The sequence below is a fragment of the Pollutimonas bauzanensis genome, from assembly GCF_900129885.1.
In the GTDB taxonomy this organism is placed as follows: Bacteria; Pseudomonadota; Gammaproteobacteria; order Burkholderiales; family Burkholderiaceae_B; genus Pollutimonas; species Pollutimonas bauzanensis.
The window spans coordinates 282,620-301,528 of the sequence record NZ_FQXE01000004.1 but is presented as its reverse complement, the minus strand read 5'-3'; the positions used below and the strand labels follow the sequence as shown (position 1 = coordinate 301,528).

The following is an 18,909-nucleotide window of genomic DNA, read 5'->3' as shown; positions in this document are numbered from 1 at the left end:
ATACTGCGAGAAGGATGGAGACCCCGCATGAACCCGAATGAACAGAAACTGAGCTACCCCTGGGGCGATGAGCTGCCGCAACCGGGCTCGGCCGTCGCCGTCGCCGATGGCTTGCGCTGGATACGCATGCCGCTGCCCTTTGCCCTGGATCACATCAACCTGTGGCTGCTGCGCGACCAGATCGATGGGCGCGAAGGCTGGACGATAGTCGACTGCGGCGTATCGCGCGATGAGGTCAAGGCCCTGTGGGAGCAGGTGTTCGACAGCGTATTCGACGGCCTGCCGGTGCTGCGGGTGATCGTGACGCATATGCATCCGGACCATATCGGCCTGGCCTACTGGCTCTGCGACAAGTGGCAGGCCCCCTTGTGGATGACCATGACCGACTACGCCGTGGCGCGCCTGTGGTCGCGGCCTGCCGTGGGCGGCGTGACGGCGGGGGGCCCCAACGGGCAATCGGCGGTCGATCATTTCACCCGCCATGGCTTGAATGATCCGCAGGCCCAGGAACAGATCCGCCAGCGCTCCAACTATTATCCCGGCCTGGTGCCCGATGTTCCCGCGCGTTTTTGCCGCATCATGGATGGCGACCGCATATCGATAGGCGGGCGCGACTGGCGCGTCATCGTGGGCTACGGCCATGCTCCGGAACACGCCTCCCTGTATTGCGACACCCTCCAGGTGCTGATTTCCGGCGACATGGTCCTGCCGCGCATTTCGACCAATGTCAGCGTGTTCGATTACGAGCCCGACGGCAATCCTTTGCCGCTATATCTGAATTCGCTGCGCGCTTACGATGGCCTTCCCGAGGGCGCGCTGGTGCTGCCTTCCCATGGCCGGCCGTTCAGGGGGCTGCACGAGCGCATTGCGCAACAGCATGGCCATCATGCCGAGCGCCTGGCCGAAGTCATGGACGCTTGCGGCGCCCCCATGAGCGCCGCCGATATCGTGCCTGTGATGTTCAAGCGCAAACTGGACGTGCATCAGTTGACCTTCGCCATGGGCGAAGCGCTGGCGCATTTGCACGCCTTGTATTTCGAAGGCAAGCTGGAACGCGCCACCGGCGCGGACGGCGTGATCCGGTTCAAGCGGAAATAGCCGCCATCCCGCGCCCGTCTTTATAACGAAGGGCGACGCCCTCATGCCTGGATAATCATATGTAAGGTATGTATTTGTTTTCGCCCGCCGCCGCACTCAGAATGATTTCGAACTGATAGCTAACGATCAATCTGTCTGAGGGTAACGGCATCATGGAATCGAACACAATCAAGGCCGCCATCTTTGCGCCGGCCTCCGCCTCGCGCCGCCAACTGTTGCGCGGCGCGGCCGCCGCCGGCCTTGTCGCGCCGCTGGGCATGCTGGGCTCGCGCGTGCTGGCCGCCGGCGCGGCGCAGCCGGCCTTCAAGATCGCCTGGAGCCCGACCGCGGTCTGCCAGTCGCCGGTCTCGGTCGCGCTGGAGCGCGGTTTCTTCGAAAAGTACAACATCAAGGTCGAGCGCATCAATTTCAGCGGCTCCACCGACCAGCTCCTGGAGGCGATCGCCACTGGCCATGCCGACGGCGGCATAGGCATGGCGCTGCGCTGGTTCAAGCCCCTGGAGCAAGGCTTCGATGTCAAGCTGGCGGTGGGCACGCACGGCGGCTGCATGCGGCTGCTGGTGCCGCAGAACTCGCCCATCCAGTCGGTGAACGACCTCCAGGGCAAGAAAGTCGCCGTCACCGACCAGGCAAGCCCGGTCAAGAATTTCTTCGCCATACGCGTGGCCCAGCAAGGCATAGACCCCGAGCAGGTCGATTGGCGCCAGTTCCCGCAAGACCTCTTCGGCGAGGCGCTGCGCAAGGGGGAGGTCGACGCGATCGCCGGGGATGATCCCCTGCTGTATACGCTGCGCGAAGACAACAAGCTGCGCGAGATAGCCACCAACCTGGATGGCGACTACGCGAATCGCACTTGCTGCGTGCTGGGTCTTTCCGGGAAACTGGTGCGCAACGACCCGGATGGCGCGGCGGCGATCTCCCGGGCGGTCATCGACGCGCAGCGCTGGACTGCGTCCAACCCCGATGAATCCGCCCGCATATTCGCGCCTTTCATCCCTTCGAAAGTGCCTGTCGAAAGAGTGGCCGTGATCTTGCGCAGCCATACGCATGACCATGCTTCGACCGGCGCCACCTTGCGCAGCGAGGTCGTGGGCTATGCCCAGGACCTCAAGAAAATCAAGGTCCTGAGCCAGAATCTCAATATCGAGAAGTATGCGCAGCAGGTGGTTTCCGATGTCCTCGTCTGAAAGCTCCCTGCCCACGCCCGCCCGCCTGGGCGGCCGGGACGCCGCCTCCACGCCGTTCTGGCGCATCGGCGCGCTGGCGGCGCTGGCCTGGATACTGGGCGGGGCCATCACGCTCGAGTGGCCGAACAGGCAGATCGGTTTCGTCGAATGGGGCTTTACGCAAGAGCTGGGCCTCGGCTTCGTCGTGCTGGGCGGGGCGCTGGCGCTGGCGGCGCTGCCTTTGGGCATCGTTCTGCCGCTGCGGCGCCGCGTGCAGGCGGCGGGCCCGTGGCTGATCGCATTGGGCGTGGCCGTCACGCTCTGGGAACTGCTGACCGCGAAACTGGCAGTGCTGCCGGCGCCGTTTTTTGCGCCGCCGCAGTCGCTGATCGATGTCTACACCTCCGATTGGAGGCGGCTGGGCGACAGCCTGCTGAATTCCCTGTGGCTGCTGGTCAATGGCTTTGTGATCGGCGCCGTGTCCGGCTTTCTGACCGGCATAGCCATAGGCTGGTCGCAAGCCCTGGGCTATTGGGTCCATCCCGTCCTGCGCTTTCTCGGGCCGGTGCCTTCGACCGCGCTGCTGCCCATGGCCTTCTTCTTCTTTCCGTCCGGCTGGGCCGCCGCGGTGTTCCTGATTGCGCTGGCCACCTGGTTCCCGGTGACGGTGCTGACCTGGTCGGGCGTGGCCAGCGTCGATAAGGCGTTCTACGACGTGGCGCGGACCATGGGCGCCAGGCCCTGGTTCCTGATCATGCGCGTCGCCGTTCCCGCGGCGCTGCCGCATGTGTTCGTCGGCCTGTTCATGGGCCTGGGCGCTTCATTCTCGGTGCTGGTCGCCGCCGAAATGATGGGCGTGAAGTCGGGGCTGGGCTGGTACCTGTCATGGGCGCAGGGATGGGCGTCATACGCCAATATGTATGGGGCGCTGATCATCATGGCCCTGGTGTTTTCCGGGCTGATCACCTTGCTGTTCCGCGTGCGGGACCATTTCCTGGCCTGGCAGAAGGGAGTCGTGAAGTGGTAGCGGGCAGCGCCTCGGCGGTCCAGGCCCTGGGCATCGACGTCAAGAATGTCAGCCATCATTTCGAACTGGAGGGGGCCAGCCTGCCTGTGCTGGACCAGGTCGAACTGAATATCCGCCCGGGCGAGTTCGTGGCCCTGCTGGGGCCCAGCGGCTGCGGGAAATCGACGCTGCTCCGGCTGGTCGCCGGGCTGGATACCCCCCGGCACGGCGCGATCTATGCGGGCGAGCACCTTATCGAGGGGCCCGATCCTTCGCGCATCGTCGTATTCCAGGATCCTACGCTGTTTCCCTGGCGCACGGTCTACGACAATGTGGCGCTGGGCCTGCAGGCGCGCAAGCTCGTGAAGACCCATGCCCATCGCATCGGCCAGGCGCTGGAGCTGGTGGGCCTGGACGATTTCGGCTCGGCCTACCCGCATCAATTGTCGGGCGGCATGGCCCAGCGCGCGGCCCTGGCCCGCGCGCTGGTGAACGACCCCTCCGTGCTGATCCTCGATGAACCGCTGGGCAAGCTGGACTCCCTGACCCGGCTTACCATGCAGTCCGAGCTGGTGTCGCTATGGCAGCGCACCGGCTTCACGGCGCTGCTGGTGACGCACGACGTCGAAGAGGCGCTATTCATGGCCAACCGGATCATCGTGTTCTCGCCGCGGCCCGCGCGCATCCTGGACGAAATCGTCAATGACAGGCCTTACCCGCGCAAGCGCGGCGATCCCGCCTTGGCCGAACTGCGGCATCGCGCCCTTTCCCTGCTCGGCCTGGACGGGTCTTGGTAGCGCCGGATGCGATGGATGATGCCTTTCGATATGACCGTGTGGGGCGCCGTCGCGCTGGCCTTGCGTGTGGCGCATTGGCTGGCTTTGGGTTTGGCGCTCGCGGGCCTGTGCGTGGCTTTGCGCCGGGCGCTGCGCCGCGAGCCGTTCACCCCGGGCTTGCGGCTGATGGCGGCTGGCCTGCTGGCCGCGGCGGCTTGCGCGCTGCTGTGGCCGGCGGCCTATGCGGCCGCCGCCGCGCCGGCCGAGGTCGATGGTCCGGGACTGGCCAGCCTGGCCCTGGCTTCCGGCGGCGCCTGGTTCCCGCCCTGGGACAGCCTATGGACGCTGTCGCCCGACTGGCCCCTGCCATGGCGGCCGGATAGCGCCATTCCCGTCAGTTCTCATGCCGTAGGACAGCTCTGGCGGACGCTGATCATCGGCGCGCTGCTGGTTCTCGCAGGGGCGGCCGCGGCTTTCCTGAAAGGGGGGCGCCGTCTGGCTGCTGTCCTGGCCGGCGCGGCCTTGTTCGCCCTGCTGCCCCGGCCACATCCCGAATTGCTGCTCGCGCCCGCGACGCCGGCGACTTTCAGGCAGCCGCAAGCCGCCTTTTCTGCGGCAGGCATACTCGCCGGCCAGCATCTTTATGAACAGGCCTGCCTGCAATGCCATGGCAAAAAGGCCGATGGGCAGGGGCCGCTGGCCGCGCAGCTCGCCACCTGGCCCAGCGTGCTGGGGCCGGCCCTGTTCCGCAACAGGCATGCGGGCGATCTGTATTGGAGCATTCTCCAGGGCGGCGAAAAACCGCTGGCGCGGCATGCCTTTGGCCCGCAGCTGGCCCAGGATGAGGCATGGAAGATCCTGGATTACCTGCGGGCGAGCGCGGCGGGGCAGGAAATGCGGCAGTCGCGAGGATGGCGGCAGGCCGTGGCGGCCCCGCAAATGGCGCTGAGCTGCCGCAAACATGCTGTCCAGGAGCTGGAAGGCTTGCGCGGCAGCCTGGTCAGGATAGTGGCCTACTCGGCCGGCGGCATAGCGCCCCTGCCCGATCCCCGCGTATTGACGATAGCTCTGGCGCCGGGGCTGGCGGGCCCCCGGGCGCTGCCGGAAAGCATTGATTGCCTGGCCTCTTCGGCACAGGCCTGGCAGGCGTATGCGCTCGTCGCGGGCAGCGCGAGCCAGGATCTTGCGGGCGCGCAGTTCCTGGTAGACCGGCAGGGCTGGCTGCGCAGCCTTTGGCGGCCTGGCGACCCATCCGGGTGGACCTTGCCGGAAAGCATGTGCCTGCCGGCCAGCACAGCCGCGCCGCAAACCCATAGGGGCGCGCCGGACCTGCTCAGGCGGATCGATGCCACCGAGGTCGAAACGCCTCGCTTCCGGAGCCAGATTTGATTCCCGGCGGCCGGATCCATGGGCCGCGGCATACTGGGACTTTTTCCGCGGCGCCATCGGGCGCCGCCTAACACCAGCAAGGAAGCAACGATGAGTACTTTACGTGAATACCTGCATCAGAAGCGCGCCGCGCTACTGGAGCGCAATGCCCGCGACCCGGTAACGGTGGCGCCCAATGTATTGACGGCGCGCGCCAGCGCCGAAGGGCGCAGCGGCGTGCGCCGCATACGCATACGCCACCACCAGGTCATCAGCGACAGCCCGGCGGACTTCGCCGGCTACGACCTGGGCCCGGCTTCGCCGGAACTGCTGCTGGGTTCGCTTTCCAGCTGCCTGACGCATATTTTCCTGATCCAGGCGTCCGACCTGCAAATACCCCTGGACCGTCTGGAGGTGGAGGTGCAGGCCGACCAGGACACGCGCGGCGGCCGGCCGGGCTACGAAGAAATCCCCTTCTATCCGCACAATATCCGCTACGCCGTCCACATCGATTCGCCGGCCAGCAAAGAGCAGATCGATACGCTGCACGCCGCCGTGGAAAAATGGTGCCCCATCCTCAACTTGCTGCAGAATCCGCAAGCCTTGAATGGAACGATAGTGCACAACCAGACGCACTAAGCCGCTTATCTATCCTATCGACTGGACAGCGCCAGCTTCACGGCCAGGCCGATAAACACCGCGCCGGCCGTGCGGTTGAGCAGGCGCTGCGCCTTTTGCGAATGCTGCAGGCGCTCTCCCAGGGCGCCGGAAAAGCACGCGATGGCGCCGAATACCAGCAAAGTGGCCAGCATGAACAAGGCGCCCAGGCTCAGGATCTGCAGCGCCACCGGGCCTCGTTGCGGCGAGGCGAACTGCGGCAGGAAAGCCAGGAAAAACAGCGATACCTTGGGATTGGCCAGATTCATGACTATGCCCCGCCGATAAAGCTGCCCCTTGCCCTGTTTCAACGGCTTTGCGCCGCCGGCCGGACTGCCATGGGCATGGAAAGCGCCCCAGGCCAGATAGACCAGGTAGACGGCTCCCGCCAGCTTGAGCATGGTGAAGGCCGTCGCCGATGTGGCGAATATCGCGGCCAGGCCCACGGCCACCGCCACCGTATGCCCGACCAGCCCGGTGCACAATCCCAGCACCACCAGCATTCCGGAAACGCGGCCCCACAGGGCCGATTGCATCAGCACAAACAGATTGTCCGGCCCCGGCGCCAGGGCCAGCAGCACGGCAATGCCGAAAAAAGAAAGCGCCACATCGGATGTCAGCATAATGGTGGTGCCCTCTATCCATTATCATCAAGCTTGCGCAAATTCCAATTTTTAACACATACCATGGCCAATTCTGTTACCCCACACCTGGACACGCTCCTGCAACACACGGGCGTTGCCCAGTTCGATCCAGCCCACGGCGCCGCGCCGGTCGCCCTGCCCTCGATGCGCACCAGCACCGTGCGTTTCCAGAATCTCGACGCGCTGGACCGCGCCCAGGCGGGCAAGGCGAGAGGCGAACGCAGCGTGACCTACGGCCGCGTGGGCATGGAGACGCATGCCGCGCTCGAAGAGGTGTTTTGCCAGCTGGAAGGCGCCGAACGGGCCTTTCTGGCTTCATCGGGGCTGGCCGCCGTTACGCTGGCCTTCTTCAGCACGCTGAACAGCCATGACCACGTCCTGGTGGCCGATTGCTCGTATGGCCCCGTGCGCTACCTGGACAAGATCGTCCTGAGCCGCATGGACATCCAGGTTTCATATTGCCGGGCCACACCGGCGGCCCTCGAGGCGCAATTGCGCCCGAACACAAGGGTCTTATACGTCGAGTCGCCGGGTTCGCTCTTGTTCGAAATGCTGGATATCCCCGCGCTGGCCGCCTTCGCCCGCCAGCACAAGCTGATCCTCGCCGTCGACAATACCTGGGGCTCCGGCTACATCTACCGCCCGCTGGACCTGGGCGCCGATATTTCCGTCGTGGCGGGCACCAAATACGTGGGCGGCCACTCCGATCTCATGCTGGGCGCCGTCATGGCCAAGGACCCCGGCCTGATCAAGCGCATCAATGACACGCACTACGCCATGGGCTATTCAGTCAGCGCCGACGATGCCTGGCTGGCCATACGCGGCGCGCGCACCCTGCCCATACGCATGCGACAAAGCGCGCAGAGCGCCCTGGAAGTCTGCGTCTTCCTCGAGTCGCGCCCCGAAGTCGCCCGCCTCTATCACCCGGCCCTGCCCACCGACCCCGGCCACACCCTGTGGCAGCGCGACTGCACCGGGTCGAATGGCATGCTGGCCGTGGAATTGAAACTCGACAACGCGGCCGCCCGCCGCTTCGTCGACGGGCTGACGCTGTTTGGCATCGGGTTCTCGTGGGGCGGTTTCGAAAGCCTCGTACAGCTCGTCGACCATGGCGCGCTTCAAGTCCACGGCTACTGGTCGCGCAACGACAACGCCATCGTCAGGCTGCACATAGGGCTGGAATCGCCCGCCGACCTGATCGCCGACCTGGCGCAGGCCCTGGACCGGGCGGCTTGAATATAAAGGCGGGCTGGCTCAATAGAGCCGCCCGCCGGCCATGCTGTGTTACTTGTTCACCATCTCGACCAGCTTCTGCGCCTGCGCGATAGTGCCTTCATAGCTGTTCGTCATGGTCGGCGACGTCACGTACTTGCCGCCCACCGCGATGCTGGGCGTGCCCTCGATGTTGTAGGCCTTGGCCAGCTCATCGGCCCGCATGATCTTGGACTTCACGCCAAAGGAATTGAAAACGTCCTCGAAGGCCTTGCGGTCCACGCCCTTGGCGGCTACCCAGTCGGTAATCGCCTTGGCGTCGTAGATGCGTTTATGTTCGCCATGGATGGCCTTGAAGACTTCGCCGTGCAAATCCAGCCGGTTCAGGCTTTCAAGCGAGTAATAAAGCTTTTGCAGATCCGCCATGCTGGCATTGAAGGCCACCGGGACCGGCTTGAGCACCACGTTCGCCGGCAAGGTCTTGGCCCACGCTTCCACCATGGGCTCAATTGCGCTGCAATGCGGGCAAGTGTAGGCGAAAAACTCCAGCACCTCTATCTTGCCCGCCGTGTCGGATGGCTGCGCAGGCTCGACCGTGACATATTGCCCCTTGCTGGCCTGGGCTTGCGCGGCCGGGGCAAGCAAAACCCCCGATCCGATGGCGATGACGGCAAATGTACGTAGAAACAGTTTTTTTAGCGACATATTGGTTTCCAGAGCGATTCAAAGACAAATAAGACTGGCAAAGGCGGCGGAAGTTCAGGCCATCCCCGGCGGCATAATCGCGGCCCGGGCAGCCGCCCCTACTGGCGTATCACCGACGAGGCGATTTTTTCCTCGCCCAGCCGCGCCCGCGAGCGGTTCATTTCGTCTATGCCCTTGAAGGGACCGACTCGCACCCGGTTGATCGTGGCGCCATTGACCTGCGCCTTTTGCACCTGGGCGGACAAGCCCATCAACAATATCCTGGCCTTGACCGCCTCGGCATCGTTTTCCGAACGGAATGCGCCCGCTTGCAGATAATAGGTTGCCTGCGTGCCGGCCGCTGCCGCCGGCTTGGACGCCTGCGCGGGCAGCGCCTCGGTTCCCGGCGCCGGCCTGGCGGGCTGGCTTTCGGCGGGCTTGTCGGCTTTGCCCAGGCTGGCGATCAGGTCGCCGAGGTTATCGGGCGCCGCCGGCTTGCCGGCGCCCGGGGCATCCGCCAGCGGCGGCATGCCCGGCAAAGGCACGGGCGCCGTGTCCGTGGGACCGGTAGGGCCGACGCCCGCCGGGCCATTCTTGCCATACAGGCCTATATTGGGATCCGGCGCGTCGCGCAGCTCGGGCAGAAGCGTCTTGGCGGGATCGCGGCTGGCCTTGTCCACGAAAGGCATGGGCACTTTGGTGACGAACAACGCCACGGCCACGGCGGCCGCCAGGCCGAAGATCAGGCCTATCAGCACCCCGAATAGCGTGCTGCCGCCCGATTTGGAGCTTGAGGATTTGCGACTGTTGCGGGCCATAAGAAGGTGTTACATCCTTTCAGGGGCGGAGACCCCAAGTAGTTCGAGGCCGCCGGCAATGACTTGCCGGGTGGCGTGGGCGAGCCGCAGGCGGGCGAGCTTGAGTTCGCTATCGTCCACCAGCACGCGTTCCGCGTTGTACCAGGCATGGAAATCGGCGGCGCAGTCGCGCAGCCAGAAGGCGAGGTGGTGCGGCGCGAGCTCTTGCGCGGCCAGGGCCAGGGTATTGGGATACTCGGCCAGGCGCTGCATGAGGGCGAATTCCGTCGGGGCAACGAGCTTATCGACCGCGGCGGCGGAAAGCTGATCCGCCACCGCGGCCGACTGCGCAAGCATGGAACAAATCCGGGCGTGCGCGTATTGGATATAGTACACCGGGTTCTCTTCGCTTTTGGACAGCGCCAGGTCGATATCGAAGACGAATTCCGAGTCGGCGCGCCGCTGGCTGAGAAAGAAACGCACGGCATCCTGCCCGACCCAGTCGATGAGGTCGCGCATGGTGACGTAGCTGCCCGCCCGCTTGGATATTTTGACCTCGGCCCCGTCGCGCACCACTTTGACCATTTTGTGCAGGACATAGGCCGGGAAGTCCTTGGGGATGCCGATTTCCAGGCCCTGCAGGCCGGCCCGCACGCGGGCGATGGTGCCGTGGTGGTCGGTGCCCTGTATATTGATGGCGCGATGAAAGCCGCGTTCCCATTTGGTGACGTGATACGCCACGTCGGGCACGAAATAGGTATAGCCGCCCTCGGATTTGCGCATCACGCGGTCTTTGTCGTCGCCCGTGCCCAGTTCGGTCGTGCGCAGCCACAGCGCGCCATCGCTTTCATAGGTGTGGCCCGCGGCGATCAGGGCCTGCACGGTCTGCTCGACCCGCCCGCTGGTGTAGAGCGAGCTTTCGAGATAATAATTGTCGAACTTCAGGCCGAAAGCCTGGAGATCGAGATCCTGTTCGCGGCGCAGGTAAGCCACGGCAAAGAGCCGGATGTCGTCCAGGCTGTCGAGGTTTCCGGTGGCCGTGACCGGTGCGCCGTCCGACGCCTGCACCGCCGCGCCCGCCTGGAAGTCGCGCGCGATGTCCATAATATAGTCGCCCTTGTAGCCGTCCGCCGGGAAATCCGGGGAGTCGACGGCTATGCCTTTGGCGCGCGCCTGTACGCTGATGGCCAGGTTATCGATCTGGTTGCCGGCGTCGTTGTAATAGAACTCGCGGGTGACGTCGTAGCCTTGGGCGCTGAACAGGCGGCACATGGAGTCGCCCAGCGCCGCCTGGCGCGAATGGCCCACATGCAGCGGTCCGGTCGGGTTGGCCGAGACGAATTCCACTATCAGTTTTTCATGATTGGGCGGGCGGTGGCCGAAGCGCGGCCCTTCCTGCGCTATGGCATGCAGCACGGCCTGGCGCGCGGCTGTCGCCAGGCGGAAATTGATAAAGCCGGGGCCGGCGATTTCGGCCGAGCTGATCAGGGATGCCGTGGCGGCATCCGCCAGCAGCGCCTCCACGATGTGCTGCGCCAGCTCGCGCGGATTGCGTTTGGCCGGCTTGGCCAATTGCATGGCGATGTTGCAGGCGATATCGCCATGGGCGGCGACTTTGGGGCGCTCGAGCAGGATGCTGGGCGCCGCCTCGGGCAGGACCTTGCCGACGGCGGCCTGTATCAGGGAAATGAGTTGTTGTTGTTGCCCAGGAAGCATAAGACGAAGTAATAATCGAAAAGAGAGGTGCAAAGCCCGCAGCGGGCATAGTCGGACGCTATGATCAGCGCCAAAAGACGCAAACGCCGGGAAGGGGTAAATGATAGCGTGATTTCCCCGGGCATGGTGCCGGCGGCGTCAACCTGGCGGCCGGCGCGAGGGCGGCGGGTTCAGGCGGCGAGCGCCTGCCACCCCAGTTCGTCGCGCAGCCACTGCGCATAGCCGTCCATGTCGACGACGCCCACCTGCGCGCTGGCGCTGCTGCGCCAGTTTTCCTGGCGTGTGATCAGGCTCTCGGTTTGCGCCCGCCGGCTGCGCCCCAGTTTCGGATCATCATCCTGGTAGGCGTACAGAAGCGCGCCGGCGCCCGACTGGACGGCGCGATCGCCATCCTGCACGGAGCGCAGCAGGGGCGGGCGCTCGTCGTGCAGGACAGGGTCGGTGATTTCGCGATCGCTTTGCGCCAGGGTGTCGAAGCGCAGCGACGCCGCGCGCGCCTGCCAGAGCATCCAGTTCAGCGCCACGTCGGACAGGTCGCCGTGCGCGGCGGGCTGGCCGTCGCTGTCCAGCAAGGCCCCCCCGCCGATATCGGCATGCGCGCCGATGAAAGGCGCCTCGACGATGTTGGCGCCGCCCGCGTCGGCCGCGCTGGCCAGCGGCAGGAGCCAGCGCCTTTCATGGAGGGCGACGGCGTGCGCCACCCATTCCCAGGCGGGCGCGATGGTGAGGTCGTAGCTGGCATTCTGCCAACCCGCCACGCCGAACTGCGCCACCGTGTCGAACAGGCCCATGAAGCGCAGGTCCACGCAGGCGGTAAGCAGCCCGCGCTGGCTATCCGTGTACGAGAACAGGCCGTTCTCCACATATTGGCTGATCAGGTTGCCGAAATGCCGGGCAAGCGCCGCCCCGCGCGAGTAGCCAATGATATCTATGGGAAGAGGCTCATTCAGGCTGCCGGATTGCTGCAGCACATTCAGCAGCGAGCGCCACTGGTTTTCGATGATGCGGGAAGCTTGCCAGGCGATGATGGCATCCCAGTCCAGATACATCGGGTTGCCGGGGCCGGAATGGTAAAAGACCGGGCCGTCGCGATAGGCCTGGCTCATTTTCCAGACATTGCTCAGGGTTTCCGCATTGTTGCGCGTGCCGTCGAAGGCAAACAGCACCAGGCCCAGCGGGTCGGCATAGCGCCGCGGCTGCTGCCGGGCATAGCCCAGGGCCTGGCTATCCGGCAGCGGCCCCAAGGGATCGGGCTCGAGATACTGGCCCAGCTCGGGGGCATAGCTGCGCAATACATTGTCATGCCAGCCGGTGGCGGCATCGTAGACCTGGCCAGGCAGGCGCAGATCCAGCGTCAGGTCGCCGGCCAGGCGCGTGGCCGCCCCGGTCGGGCTGTAGCTGGCCAGCCAGCGTATGTTTTGGCTGGCGTCGGTGACCAGCCTTGGCGCGCCGACCAGGTCGGCGTGCACCGCATAGAGCCGGGGCGGGGCCGCCGCCGGGTAATCTATGAAGCCCACCGGAACATGCTGCGCGTAGATATAGCGGCGGCCGAGATTGAGCGCGCCGCCATCCTTGCCGTCCGCGGGCCGGGCTGCCTGCCGCGACTCGGCGACCAACCGGTTGTCCAGGTAGAAGTAATCGGTGTCGGCCTGTTCGCCGCGCCTGACGATGCGGTGTCCGTAGGCATTATGCAGGTAGTTCGCCACGGCCCCGCCTTGGCGGTGGACCGCCGCGAGACGGCGGTCGGCCCCATAGCTCAGCGTCGCGTCGCCGACGGCCAGGGGCAGGCCCGAGGCGTCGCGGCGTATCGATGGCTTGAAGGTGGCGCCGTTCTCGCGCTTCGCCGCCAGCGCGCCGTCGTCCGTCCACGCGTACCAGATGGCGCCCCCCGGGGCGGCGTCCGGGCCGGCTGAAACCGGGCCGCCTTGCGCGCCGATGAGCCGCGCCTGGTCGTCGTAGGCATAGCTCCAGCTTTCCTCGTGCCCTGCGGCGGGAACGGCGTGGTGTTCCTGTTGCAGGCGGCCGTGTTTGTCGTAATGCTGTTCCAGCGACCAGACCTCGTCCTGGCCGCTGGCGCTGGCGAGGGTCAATTGCCTGGCCTGCCCGTGTTCGCCGAGCACGGTTTTCAAACACAAGCCATTGCCGTAGCAATAGCCGGCTTGCCCGGGGGCGCTGTCCATGACGCTGTGTACCTGTCCCCCAGCATCGCGCCAGCTGATGCCCGCCAGCCGGTGATCGGCGCCCCAGCGGTAGCTCAGGGAGCCTCCTTCGGGCAAGTGGTGCCGCAGCATGCGGCCATGCCGGTCATATTCGAAGGATTCGGTGTAGCGCAGGCGCGCGTGGGAATGGGACGATGCCCGTTCGACGCTGCGCCGGCTCAGCTTGCCTTGCCGGTCGTATTGGCGCGATTCCGTTTCATTGGGATGGACTATGCGCACGAGCAGGCCGCCGCGCCATTGCAGCGTGGTTTCCTGCGTGGCGCCGGCGCCCTTTTCGACCAGGCGCAGCGGACGCCCTTGCGCATCGTATTGGTAAGCCGCGCTGTCGCCATTGGCCCAGACCCGCTGGGCAGGCAAGGATCGCGCCTCGTACAGCATGCGCTCGCTGCCTGTAAGGGCGGAGCTCCACGAGGCCCGCAAACCGTCAGGCCGGTAGCGCAAGACCAGCGCGGGCCAGCCCGGCGCGCCCGGCTCAAGCTGGCGGATTGCGCCGCTGGCATCGCGCTGCAGGCGGGCGCCGTTGATTTCCCGCAGCCGGCCTTGACCGTCATAGCTGGCCTGGCTGCCGGGGGCGGCGCAGCCCGCGCAGCCGGCCCCCGCGACCCGCGTCAATACATAGCGTCCGTCTTGCCTTGCGGTTTCGAATCGCGTTTGTCGCTGGCGGGCGTCCGTTACGATGGTAAGCCCTTGCGTCCGGGGCGCCGGCGGGCGCACATACTGCAGGGAAATCCGGCCGGCCTGGCTGTCGGGGCCGCCCCGTATGGACAGCACGGCGCGCCCTTGCAGGTCGTAGGCCCAGGTGCTGATGCGTTGCCTATGCTTCTGGTCGGCCGACAGGATTTCGATCCCCGTCAGGGCCATGGCGTTGCCGGCCTGCGAGCCGGCTTCGTACAGATAGCGCCGCTGCATGCCGTCGGGCCGCAGCATGGCGGCCAGGCGCAGCGCGCCGGGCGCGGCGGTGTCCCCCGCGGCCTCGTGCCGATACTGGTAGCGGCCCAGGGCCGAGTCGATGTGGCTCAGATAAGCGCGCCCCGCCGCAACGCGGTAGGCGAACGCCAGGCTGTGGCCCTGGCCGTCGGTGACCGCCGCTATCGTGCCCGCCAGCGGGCCGGCCTGGGAATTGCGCCGGATGTCCACCCGGATCCGCGGGCCGGCGAGAATGCGCACCAGGTAGCCGCCGGTGTCGAACCACAGCTGCCGGCCGGTGGGCCAGGTCCAGACCCAGTGCTCTCCCGCGGCCTTGAGCGCGCCATGGGAATTGGCCCTAGGTTCGCCCCGGGCGCCGGTAAAATCGATGCGGCTGCCGTCGGCCTGCGCGATCCGCCAGCCGCCGCCCTCGTGGAACAGGCGGGTGTCGTACGACAGGCTCCAGCCCGCCCCCACGGCCGATGCGCGCCTGTCGAGCGCATTGTAGTGGCGCACGATTTCGATGCCGGGCGCATGCGGGTTGGCGGGCAGGTCGATTTCCTTCTGGTATTTATTCCCCGTCACGATATGTATGGGGTTGCCGGCCCCCAGGTTGAGGCTGGGTTCGGCGCCTGGCGCAGTGGCCAGCCCGCCTTGCGAGCAGGGCTGGCCAAGTTGCGGCGGGCCGCAGGTGCCGGCTTGCTGGGCGGGCGCCGGCGCGGGGACGGCCCACAGGAAGAGTAGAAAACAGAACGCTCGCGACATGATGGCTCCCGCTAGTGACGGACCCTGTCATGTTGCCGCTTGGCAGCGTTCAGAAGATAGGGTAGTGTATGTATCTGTCCACTGAGGGAAACCGTATATGCTAGTTGTCTTTCACTCCAAAGCCGCCGCCGAAGTGCTGATGTTTTCCAAGCATGCGCTGCCTATACTCAAGGCCGCCGGCAAGCCATACACTGATACGCTGCCCGAACGCGGCGTGATTACCCGCGATCAGCTCGATGCTGCCATCAAGGGCATCGAGCAGGCGATCGCGTCCGACACCGAGTCCGAGTTCCCCGACGATCACAACGACAACAATGATTCCAAAGAGCATCCTATCGCTCAGCCGGTGAGCTTTCGCCGCCGCGCGTTTCCGCTGCTGGCGATGCTGCGCCTGTCGCGCGAGCATGATGCCGACGTGATCTGGGAACCCGCGCCGACATGGTAGCGGCCGGCTGAAGGCAGGCCGGCAATGTCATCTGGCCGACATTCAAATTTGTCGGCTTTGCGTACGCTTGTCTTTTACCGTCGTCTTGAAATCCCGCCACCATTGGAGCGTATATGCGCAGTGTAGTCACGGTCGTTTTCAACGCCCGGCAATCGATCGAATTGGCCGTCGATGTGGAGCCTGGCGGTCCGGCGTCCGCCGCGGCGCGCGCATGGTTTGAAACGACCTGGCTGCGGCTGGGTTGCGAGCCTTTGCGCGCGAGCGGCAAGGTATTGCTGCTGGACAAGATATTGGGCGTCGCGGATGCCTTGGGGTATCTGGAGCTGTCCGGCAATAAGGATCTGGCGCTGGAGTTCGCGACGCAGGCGGCCATGGCGCTGGAAAAGCCGCGGATCACGGTGGATTTGCCGGGCTTGACGGTGGGGTTCTGACAAGGGCCTTTGTGTCTCCGGCATCGTCTGCCTGCGCTGCGTAGTCAGCGTATCCCCGCCCGCATGAACGACTGCACGAACTGGCGCTGGAACAGCAGGAAGGCGACCAGCAAGGGCGCGGCGCTCAGCAGCGTGGCCGCCGTGATGATGGACCAGTCTATCCCCTGGTCGGTGGACGCGAACACCTGCAGGCCAACCGTAAGCGGGCGCGACTCCACGGAATTGGTAATGATCAGGGGCCACAGGAAATTGTTCCAGTGATAGCTCACCGATACCAGCCCGTACGCCACATAAATCGGCCTTGCCAGCGGCACATAGACCTTCATCAGGATCTGCCAGCGGTTTGCGCCTTCCACCCGGGCCGCCTCCTCGAGCTCGCGGGGCACGGTCTTGAAGGTCTGCCGCAAAAGGAATATGCCGAAAGCCGACGCGAAATAAGGCAGGCCGACCGCGAATATCGTATCGCGCACGCCCAGCCATGACATCAAGCGGTAATTTTCCACGATCAGCACGTCCGGCATGATCATCAACTGCAGCAGCACCAGCATGAAGACGAAATCCCGTCCGCGGAACTCGAAGCGCGCGAAGGCGTAGGCGGCCAGCGTCGACAGGATCAGTTGCGCCGCCAGCACCATCGTCACCAGGATGAAAGTATTCAGGAAATAGCGCGCAAAGGGCGCGGCGTTCCAGGCCGCCGCGAAGTTTTCCAGCGTCAGCGGCGCGGTCAGGTCGAAATGCGTGGAATAGGCCGCGGGATGGAAGGCGGCCCAGAGGGTATACGCCAGCGGCAAAAACCACAGTATGCCCAGCAGCCAGGCGCCGATGGTATCGAGTTTCTGAGTCATTGATAATGGGTCCGGCGGTCCAGCCAGCGGAATTTCAGGAAGGCCGTGAGGGACAGGATGAGCAGCAGGACTACGGATAGCGTCGCCGCATACGAGGTATCCCAATAGCTGAAGCCCACCTCATAGATATAGAACAGCAGCAGCGTGCTGGCGTTGTCCGGGCCGCCCTTGGTCATGACCAGCACATGGTCGACCAGGCGAAAGGCGTTGATGAGCGCATTGATCAGGACAAAGAGGCTGGTGGGCATGAGCAGCGGCAGCAGTATGCGCCAGAAATATTGCCAGCGCGAGGCGCCTTCCAGCAGGGCGGCCTCGCGCAGCGAAGGCGAAATCTGCTGTAGCGCGGCCAGGTAGAAGATCATGAAGAAACCCGCTTCTTTCCAGATCGTCACCAGCATCAGCGCGGGCAGGGCGGTGGATCGATTGCCCAGCCAGTTCAGGCCGGGCAGGTTGAACAATTGCGCGATCTGGTCGACCAGCCCGTATTGCGGGGTATAGAAGAACAGCCAGATGTTGGCCACGGCCACCATGGGCAAGATGGTGGGCGTGAAATAGGCCAGCCGCAAAAAACTGCGCCCCGCCAATTGGCGGTTGACCCACAAGGCCATGATCAGGGCGATCGCAACCGATGTGGGTATCGTGCCGAGGGCGAAGATCAGGTTGTTCCACAAGGCCTGCCAGAACACCGGGTCGTCGCGCATCGCCGCGTAGTTGTCCAGCCCCACGAACACCGCGGCGCGATTGGCTTTGGGCGTGGAAAAGAAACTGTGCCAAAGCGTGGCCAGCGCCGGGTAATGGGTGAAGGCGGCGAGCAGGATTATGGCTGGCAGCAGAAGCAGCCAGCCATACACCGCGTTGAGCGATGGCTTCATGTTTATTTATAGGAACGCAGCAGGCGATCGGCGTCGCGCTGCGCGTCTTTCATGGCTTGCCCGGCGGTCTTGGAATTGGTCAGGACCGCCTGGATGTTGTCGTTGAGCAGCTTGGTGACTCGCTGGTTGTCATGGGTCGAGAATTCGGCCACGCTGACTTCCAGCTGGTCGCGCGCAACGGCGGCCGCGGGAAGCTCCTTGACGTAGTTCTTCATCTGTTCGGTTTCCCAGGCCGCCGGGCTGACCGCGACATAACCGGTGTCTATGCTCCATGCCGCGGCGTTTTCGGGGCTGGTCATCCATTTCACGAAGGTATAGGCGGCCTTCTGCTGCTCGGGCGTGGCCGATTTGAACAGATAGAAATTGCCGCCGCCCGTGGGGCTGCCGCCGCGCTTGGCCTTGGGCATGGGAGCCACGCCGAAATCGAATTTGGCGTTCTTGCGCACATTGGTCAGGTTGCCGGTGGTGGTCCACATGATGGCGGTCTTGCCGACCAGGAAGTCCTTGGGCGTGGTGCCCCAGTCTATGGTGCCGGTCGGCATGACCTTGTGCTTGTAGGCCAGGTCGTGCCAGAACTGCAGGGACTCGACCACGGCCGGCTTGTCCAGGTACACCTCATTGCCCGCCTGGTTCATCAGCATGGCATCGTTGGGCGTGGTCAGCGCCTGGAACAGCCAGTAGGCGAAGCTGCCGCCCGAGGGTATTTCAAGGCCCCATTGCGTGACTTGGCCGGAGCCGTCCTTCTTGGTCAGCTTTTCCGCCTGGCTTACCAGATCGGTCCAGGTGGCGGGCGGGCTGTCGGGGTCCAGGCCGGCGGCCTTGAACAGGTCTTTGTTGTAGTACATCACGATAGTTGAACGCTGGAACGGTATGCCCCAGGTTTTTCCGCCGGTCTGGCTGTTGGCCATGAAGCCCTTGTAGAAGCCGTCCAGCCATTTTTTGTCGCTATCGGACTGCACCAGCGGATCGAAGGGGACGATGGCGCCTTCATCGATCAGGGTGAACATGTCGGTCGACAGCAGGACCGCCAGCTGCGGGGCATTGCCGCCCTTGTGCGCGGTCAGCGCCTTGGCAACCGAATCCTGGTAGGAGCCGGCGTAGACGGACTTGACCTTGATATCCGGGTGGTCTTTTTCAAATTTGTCGACCATGCCGTCGACGATCTTGGTGATGGGGCCGCCCACGGCCACCGGGTAATAGAATTCCAGCTCCACCGGCTTGGCCTGGGACCAGGCGGGGGCTGCGCAGAAGGCGCCTGCAAGGCTGAACGCGATGGCTTTCAACAGGGTACGTCGCATAATG

At 64.9% G+C, this 18,909-nt stretch carries 17 protein-coding genes; 9 read left to right on the top strand and 8 right to left on the bottom strand.

The window, feature by feature from the left end:
* The first annotated feature begins 27 nt into the window (after positions 1 to 27).
* The 6 genes from BUB23_RS09990 (at position 28) to BUB23_RS09965 (ending at position 6,053) form a co-directional block, all read left to right on the top strand.
* Positions 28 to 1,098: an MBL fold metallo-hydrolase gene (locus BUB23_RS09990; RefSeq protein ID WP_073102953.1), complete on the top strand. Its 1,071-nt coding sequence runs from the start codon at positions 28 to 30 to the stop codon at positions 1,096 to 1,098.
* A gap of 152 nt (positions 1,099 to 1,250) precedes the next feature.
* Positions 1,251 to 2,285 carry an ABC transporter substrate-binding protein gene (locus BUB23_RS09985; protein WP_073102952.1) on the top strand — a complete coding sequence of 345 codons (1,035 nt, stop codon included), beginning with the start codon at positions 1,251 to 1,253 and terminating at the stop codon, positions 2,283 to 2,285.
* Positions 2,272 to 3,291, top strand: a complete 1,020-nt coding sequence (locus BUB23_RS27330) for an ABC transporter permease (RefSeq protein ID WP_073102951.1) — start codon at positions 2,272 to 2,274, stop codon at positions 3,289 to 3,291. The genes BUB23_RS09985 and BUB23_RS27330 overlap by 14 nt, the downstream gene beginning before the upstream one ends.
* The gene (locus BUB23_RS09975) at positions 3,285 to 4,067 is read left to right on the top strand and encodes an ABC transporter ATP-binding protein (RefSeq protein WP_073102950.1); all 783 of its coding nucleotides are present in this window, start codon (positions 3,285 to 3,287) and stop codon (positions 4,065 to 4,067) included. The genes BUB23_RS27330 and BUB23_RS09975 overlap by 7 nt, the downstream gene beginning before the upstream one ends.
* 15 nt (positions 4,068 to 4,082) lie before the next feature.
* Positions 4,083 to 5,435, top strand: a complete 1,353-nt coding sequence (locus tag BUB23_RS09970) for a c-type cytochrome (protein WP_073102949.1) — start codon at positions 4,083 to 4,085, stop codon at positions 5,433 to 5,435.
* A gap of 90 nt (positions 5,436 to 5,525) precedes the next feature.
* Positions 5,526 to 6,053 (top strand): OsmC family protein, encoded by a 528-nt coding sequence (locus BUB23_RS09965; RefSeq protein ID WP_073102948.1) that lies wholly within the window; start codon positions 5,526 to 5,528, stop codon positions 6,051 to 6,053.
* A gap of 14 nt (positions 6,054 to 6,067) precedes the next feature.
* Here the strand turns inward: BUB23_RS09965 and BUB23_RS09960 are convergent, their stop codons facing one another.
* Positions 6,068 to 6,694, bottom strand: coding sequence for a LysE family translocator (locus BUB23_RS09960; RefSeq protein ID WP_073102947.1), 627 nt, complete (start codon positions 6,692 to 6,694; stop codon positions 6,068 to 6,070).
* Positions 6,695 to 6,757: 63 nt separating this feature from the next.
* On the opposite strand from BUB23_RS09960, the gene BUB23_RS09955 reads away from it, so the two are divergent.
* Complete coding sequence (locus BUB23_RS09955) at positions 6,758 to 7,951, top strand: trans-sulfuration enzyme family protein (RefSeq protein WP_073102946.1); 1,194 nt, start codon at positions 6,758 to 6,760, stop codon at positions 7,949 to 7,951.
* 48 nt (positions 7,952 to 7,999) lie between these two features.
* On the opposite strand, the gene BUB23_RS09950 is transcribed toward BUB23_RS09955, so the two are convergent.
* The 4 genes from BUB23_RS09950 to BUB23_RS09935 all read right to left on the bottom strand — a co-directional run bounded on the left by BUB23_RS09950 (position 8,000) and on the right by BUB23_RS09935 (position 15,014).
* Positions 8,000 to 8,632 (bottom strand): thiol:disulfide interchange protein DsbA/DsbL, encoded by a 633-nt coding sequence (locus BUB23_RS09950; protein ID WP_073102945.1) that lies wholly within the window; start codon positions 8,630 to 8,632, stop codon positions 8,000 to 8,002.
* A 98-nt stretch (positions 8,633 to 8,730) separates the two neighbouring features.
* The gene (locus BUB23_RS09945) at positions 8,731 to 9,429 is read right to left on the bottom strand and encodes an SPOR domain-containing protein (RefSeq protein WP_073102944.1); all 699 of its coding nucleotides are present in this window, start codon (positions 9,427 to 9,429) and stop codon (positions 8,731 to 8,733) included.
* 9 nt (positions 9,430 to 9,438) lie between these two features.
* Positions 9,439 to 11,124: an arginine--tRNA ligase gene (gene argS / locus BUB23_RS09940; protein ID WP_073102943.1), complete on the bottom strand. Its 1,686-nt coding sequence runs from the start codon at positions 11,122 to 11,124 to the stop codon at positions 9,439 to 9,441.
* 170 nt (positions 11,125 to 11,294) lie between these two features.
* Positions 11,295 to 15,014 (bottom strand): phospholipase effector Tle1 domain-containing protein, encoded by a 3,720-nt coding sequence (locus tag BUB23_RS09935; RefSeq protein ID WP_073102942.1) that lies wholly within the window; start codon positions 15,012 to 15,014, stop codon positions 11,295 to 11,297.
* 97 nt (positions 15,015 to 15,111) lie between these two features.
* Here BUB23_RS09935 and BUB23_RS09930 point away from each other — a divergent pair, with 97 nt between their 5' ends.
* Both BUB23_RS09930 and BUB23_RS09925 read left to right on the top strand, forming a co-directional pair.
* Positions 15,112 to 15,459 (top strand): DUF1840 domain-containing protein, encoded by a 348-nt coding sequence (locus BUB23_RS09930; protein WP_073102941.1) that lies wholly within the window; start codon positions 15,112 to 15,114, stop codon positions 15,457 to 15,459.
* Positions 15,460 to 15,572: 113 nt separating this feature from the next.
* Positions 15,573 to 15,890, top strand: coding sequence for a hypothetical protein (locus BUB23_RS09925; protein WP_073102940.1), 318 nt, complete (start codon positions 15,573 to 15,575; stop codon positions 15,888 to 15,890).
* Positions 15,891 to 15,934: 44 nt separating this feature from the next.
* On the opposite strand, the gene BUB23_RS09920 is transcribed toward BUB23_RS09925, so the two are convergent.
* From BUB23_RS09920 to BUB23_RS09910, 3 genes are read right to left on the bottom strand one after another with little or no spacing between them, the layout of a single operon-like run.
* Positions 15,935 to 16,735, bottom strand: a complete 801-nt coding sequence (locus BUB23_RS09920; RefSeq protein ID WP_073102939.1) for a carbohydrate ABC transporter permease — start codon at positions 16,733 to 16,735, stop codon at positions 15,935 to 15,937.
* Positions 16,732 to 17,607 (bottom strand): carbohydrate ABC transporter permease, encoded by an 876-nt coding sequence (locus tag BUB23_RS09915; RefSeq protein WP_073102938.1) that lies wholly within the window; start codon positions 17,605 to 17,607, stop codon positions 16,732 to 16,734. Before BUB23_RS09915 ends, BUB23_RS09920 begins: the two co-directional genes overlap by 4 nt.
* 2 nt (positions 17,608 to 17,609) lie before the next feature.
* Positions 17,610 to 18,905: an ABC transporter substrate-binding protein gene (locus tag BUB23_RS09910; protein ID WP_073102937.1), complete on the bottom strand. Its 1,296-nt coding sequence runs from the start codon at positions 18,903 to 18,905 to the stop codon at positions 17,610 to 17,612.
* Positions 18,906 to 18,909: the final 4 nt, after the last annotated feature.

What these genes read in the sequence shown, in the direction of transcription:
- BUB23_RS09990 (WP_073102953.1), top strand. Translation starts at nt 28, where the DNA reads ATGAACCCGAATGAACAGAAACTGAGCTACCCCTGGGGCGATGAGCTG.
- BUB23_RS09985 (WP_073102952.1), top strand. Translation starts at nt 1,251, where the DNA reads ATGGAATCGAACACAATCAAGGCCGCCATCTTTGCGCCGGCCTCCGCC.
- BUB23_RS27330 (WP_073102951.1), top strand. Translation starts at nt 2,272, where the DNA reads ATGTCCTCGTCTGAAAGCTCCCTGCCCACGCCCGCCCGCCTGGGCGGC.
- BUB23_RS09970 (WP_073102949.1), top strand. Translation starts at nt 4,083, where the DNA reads ATGATGCCTTTCGATATGACCGTGTGGGGCGCCGTCGCGCTGGCCTTG.
- BUB23_RS09965 (WP_073102948.1), top strand. Translation starts at nt 5,526, where the DNA reads ATGAGTACTTTACGTGAATACCTGCATCAGAAGCGCGCCGCGCTACTG.
- BUB23_RS09960 (WP_073102947.1), bottom strand. Translation starts at nt 6,694, where the DNA reads ATGCTGACATCCGATGTGGCGCTTTCTTTTTTCGGCATTGCCGTGCTG.
- BUB23_RS09955 (WP_073102946.1), top strand. Translation starts at nt 6,758, where the DNA reads ATGGCCAATTCTGTTACCCCACACCTGGACACGCTCCTGCAACACACG.
- BUB23_RS09950 (WP_073102945.1), bottom strand. Translation starts at nt 8,632, where the DNA reads ATGTCGCTAAAAAAACTGTTTCTACGTACATTTGCCGTCATCGCCATC.
- BUB23_RS09945 (WP_073102944.1), bottom strand. Translation starts at nt 9,429, where the DNA reads ATGGCCCGCAACAGTCGCAAATCCTCAAGCTCCAAATCGGGCGGCAGC.
- argS (WP_073102943.1), bottom strand. Translation starts at nt 11,124, where the DNA reads ATGCTTCCTGGGCAACAACAACAACTCATTTCCCTGATACAGGCCGCC.
- BUB23_RS09935 (WP_073102942.1), bottom strand. Translation starts at nt 15,014, where the DNA reads ATGTCGCGAGCGTTCTGTTTTCTACTCTTCCTGTGGGCCGTCCCCGCG.
- BUB23_RS09930 (WP_073102941.1), top strand. Translation starts at nt 15,112, where the DNA reads ATGCTAGTTGTCTTTCACTCCAAAGCCGCCGCCGAAGTGCTGATGTTT.
- BUB23_RS09925 (WP_073102940.1), top strand. Translation starts at nt 15,573, where the DNA reads ATGCGCAGTGTAGTCACGGTCGTTTTCAACGCCCGGCAATCGATCGAA.
- BUB23_RS09920 (WP_073102939.1), bottom strand. Translation starts at nt 16,735, where the DNA reads ATGACTCAGAAACTCGATACCATCGGCGCCTGGCTGCTGGGCATACTG.
- BUB23_RS09915 (WP_073102938.1), bottom strand. Translation starts at nt 17,607, where the DNA reads ATGAAGCCATCGCTCAACGCGGTGTATGGCTGGCTGCTTCTGCTGCCA.
- BUB23_RS09910 (WP_073102937.1), bottom strand. Translation starts at nt 18,905, where the DNA reads ATGCGACGTACCCTGTTGAAAGCCATCGCGTTCAGCCTTGCAGGCGCC.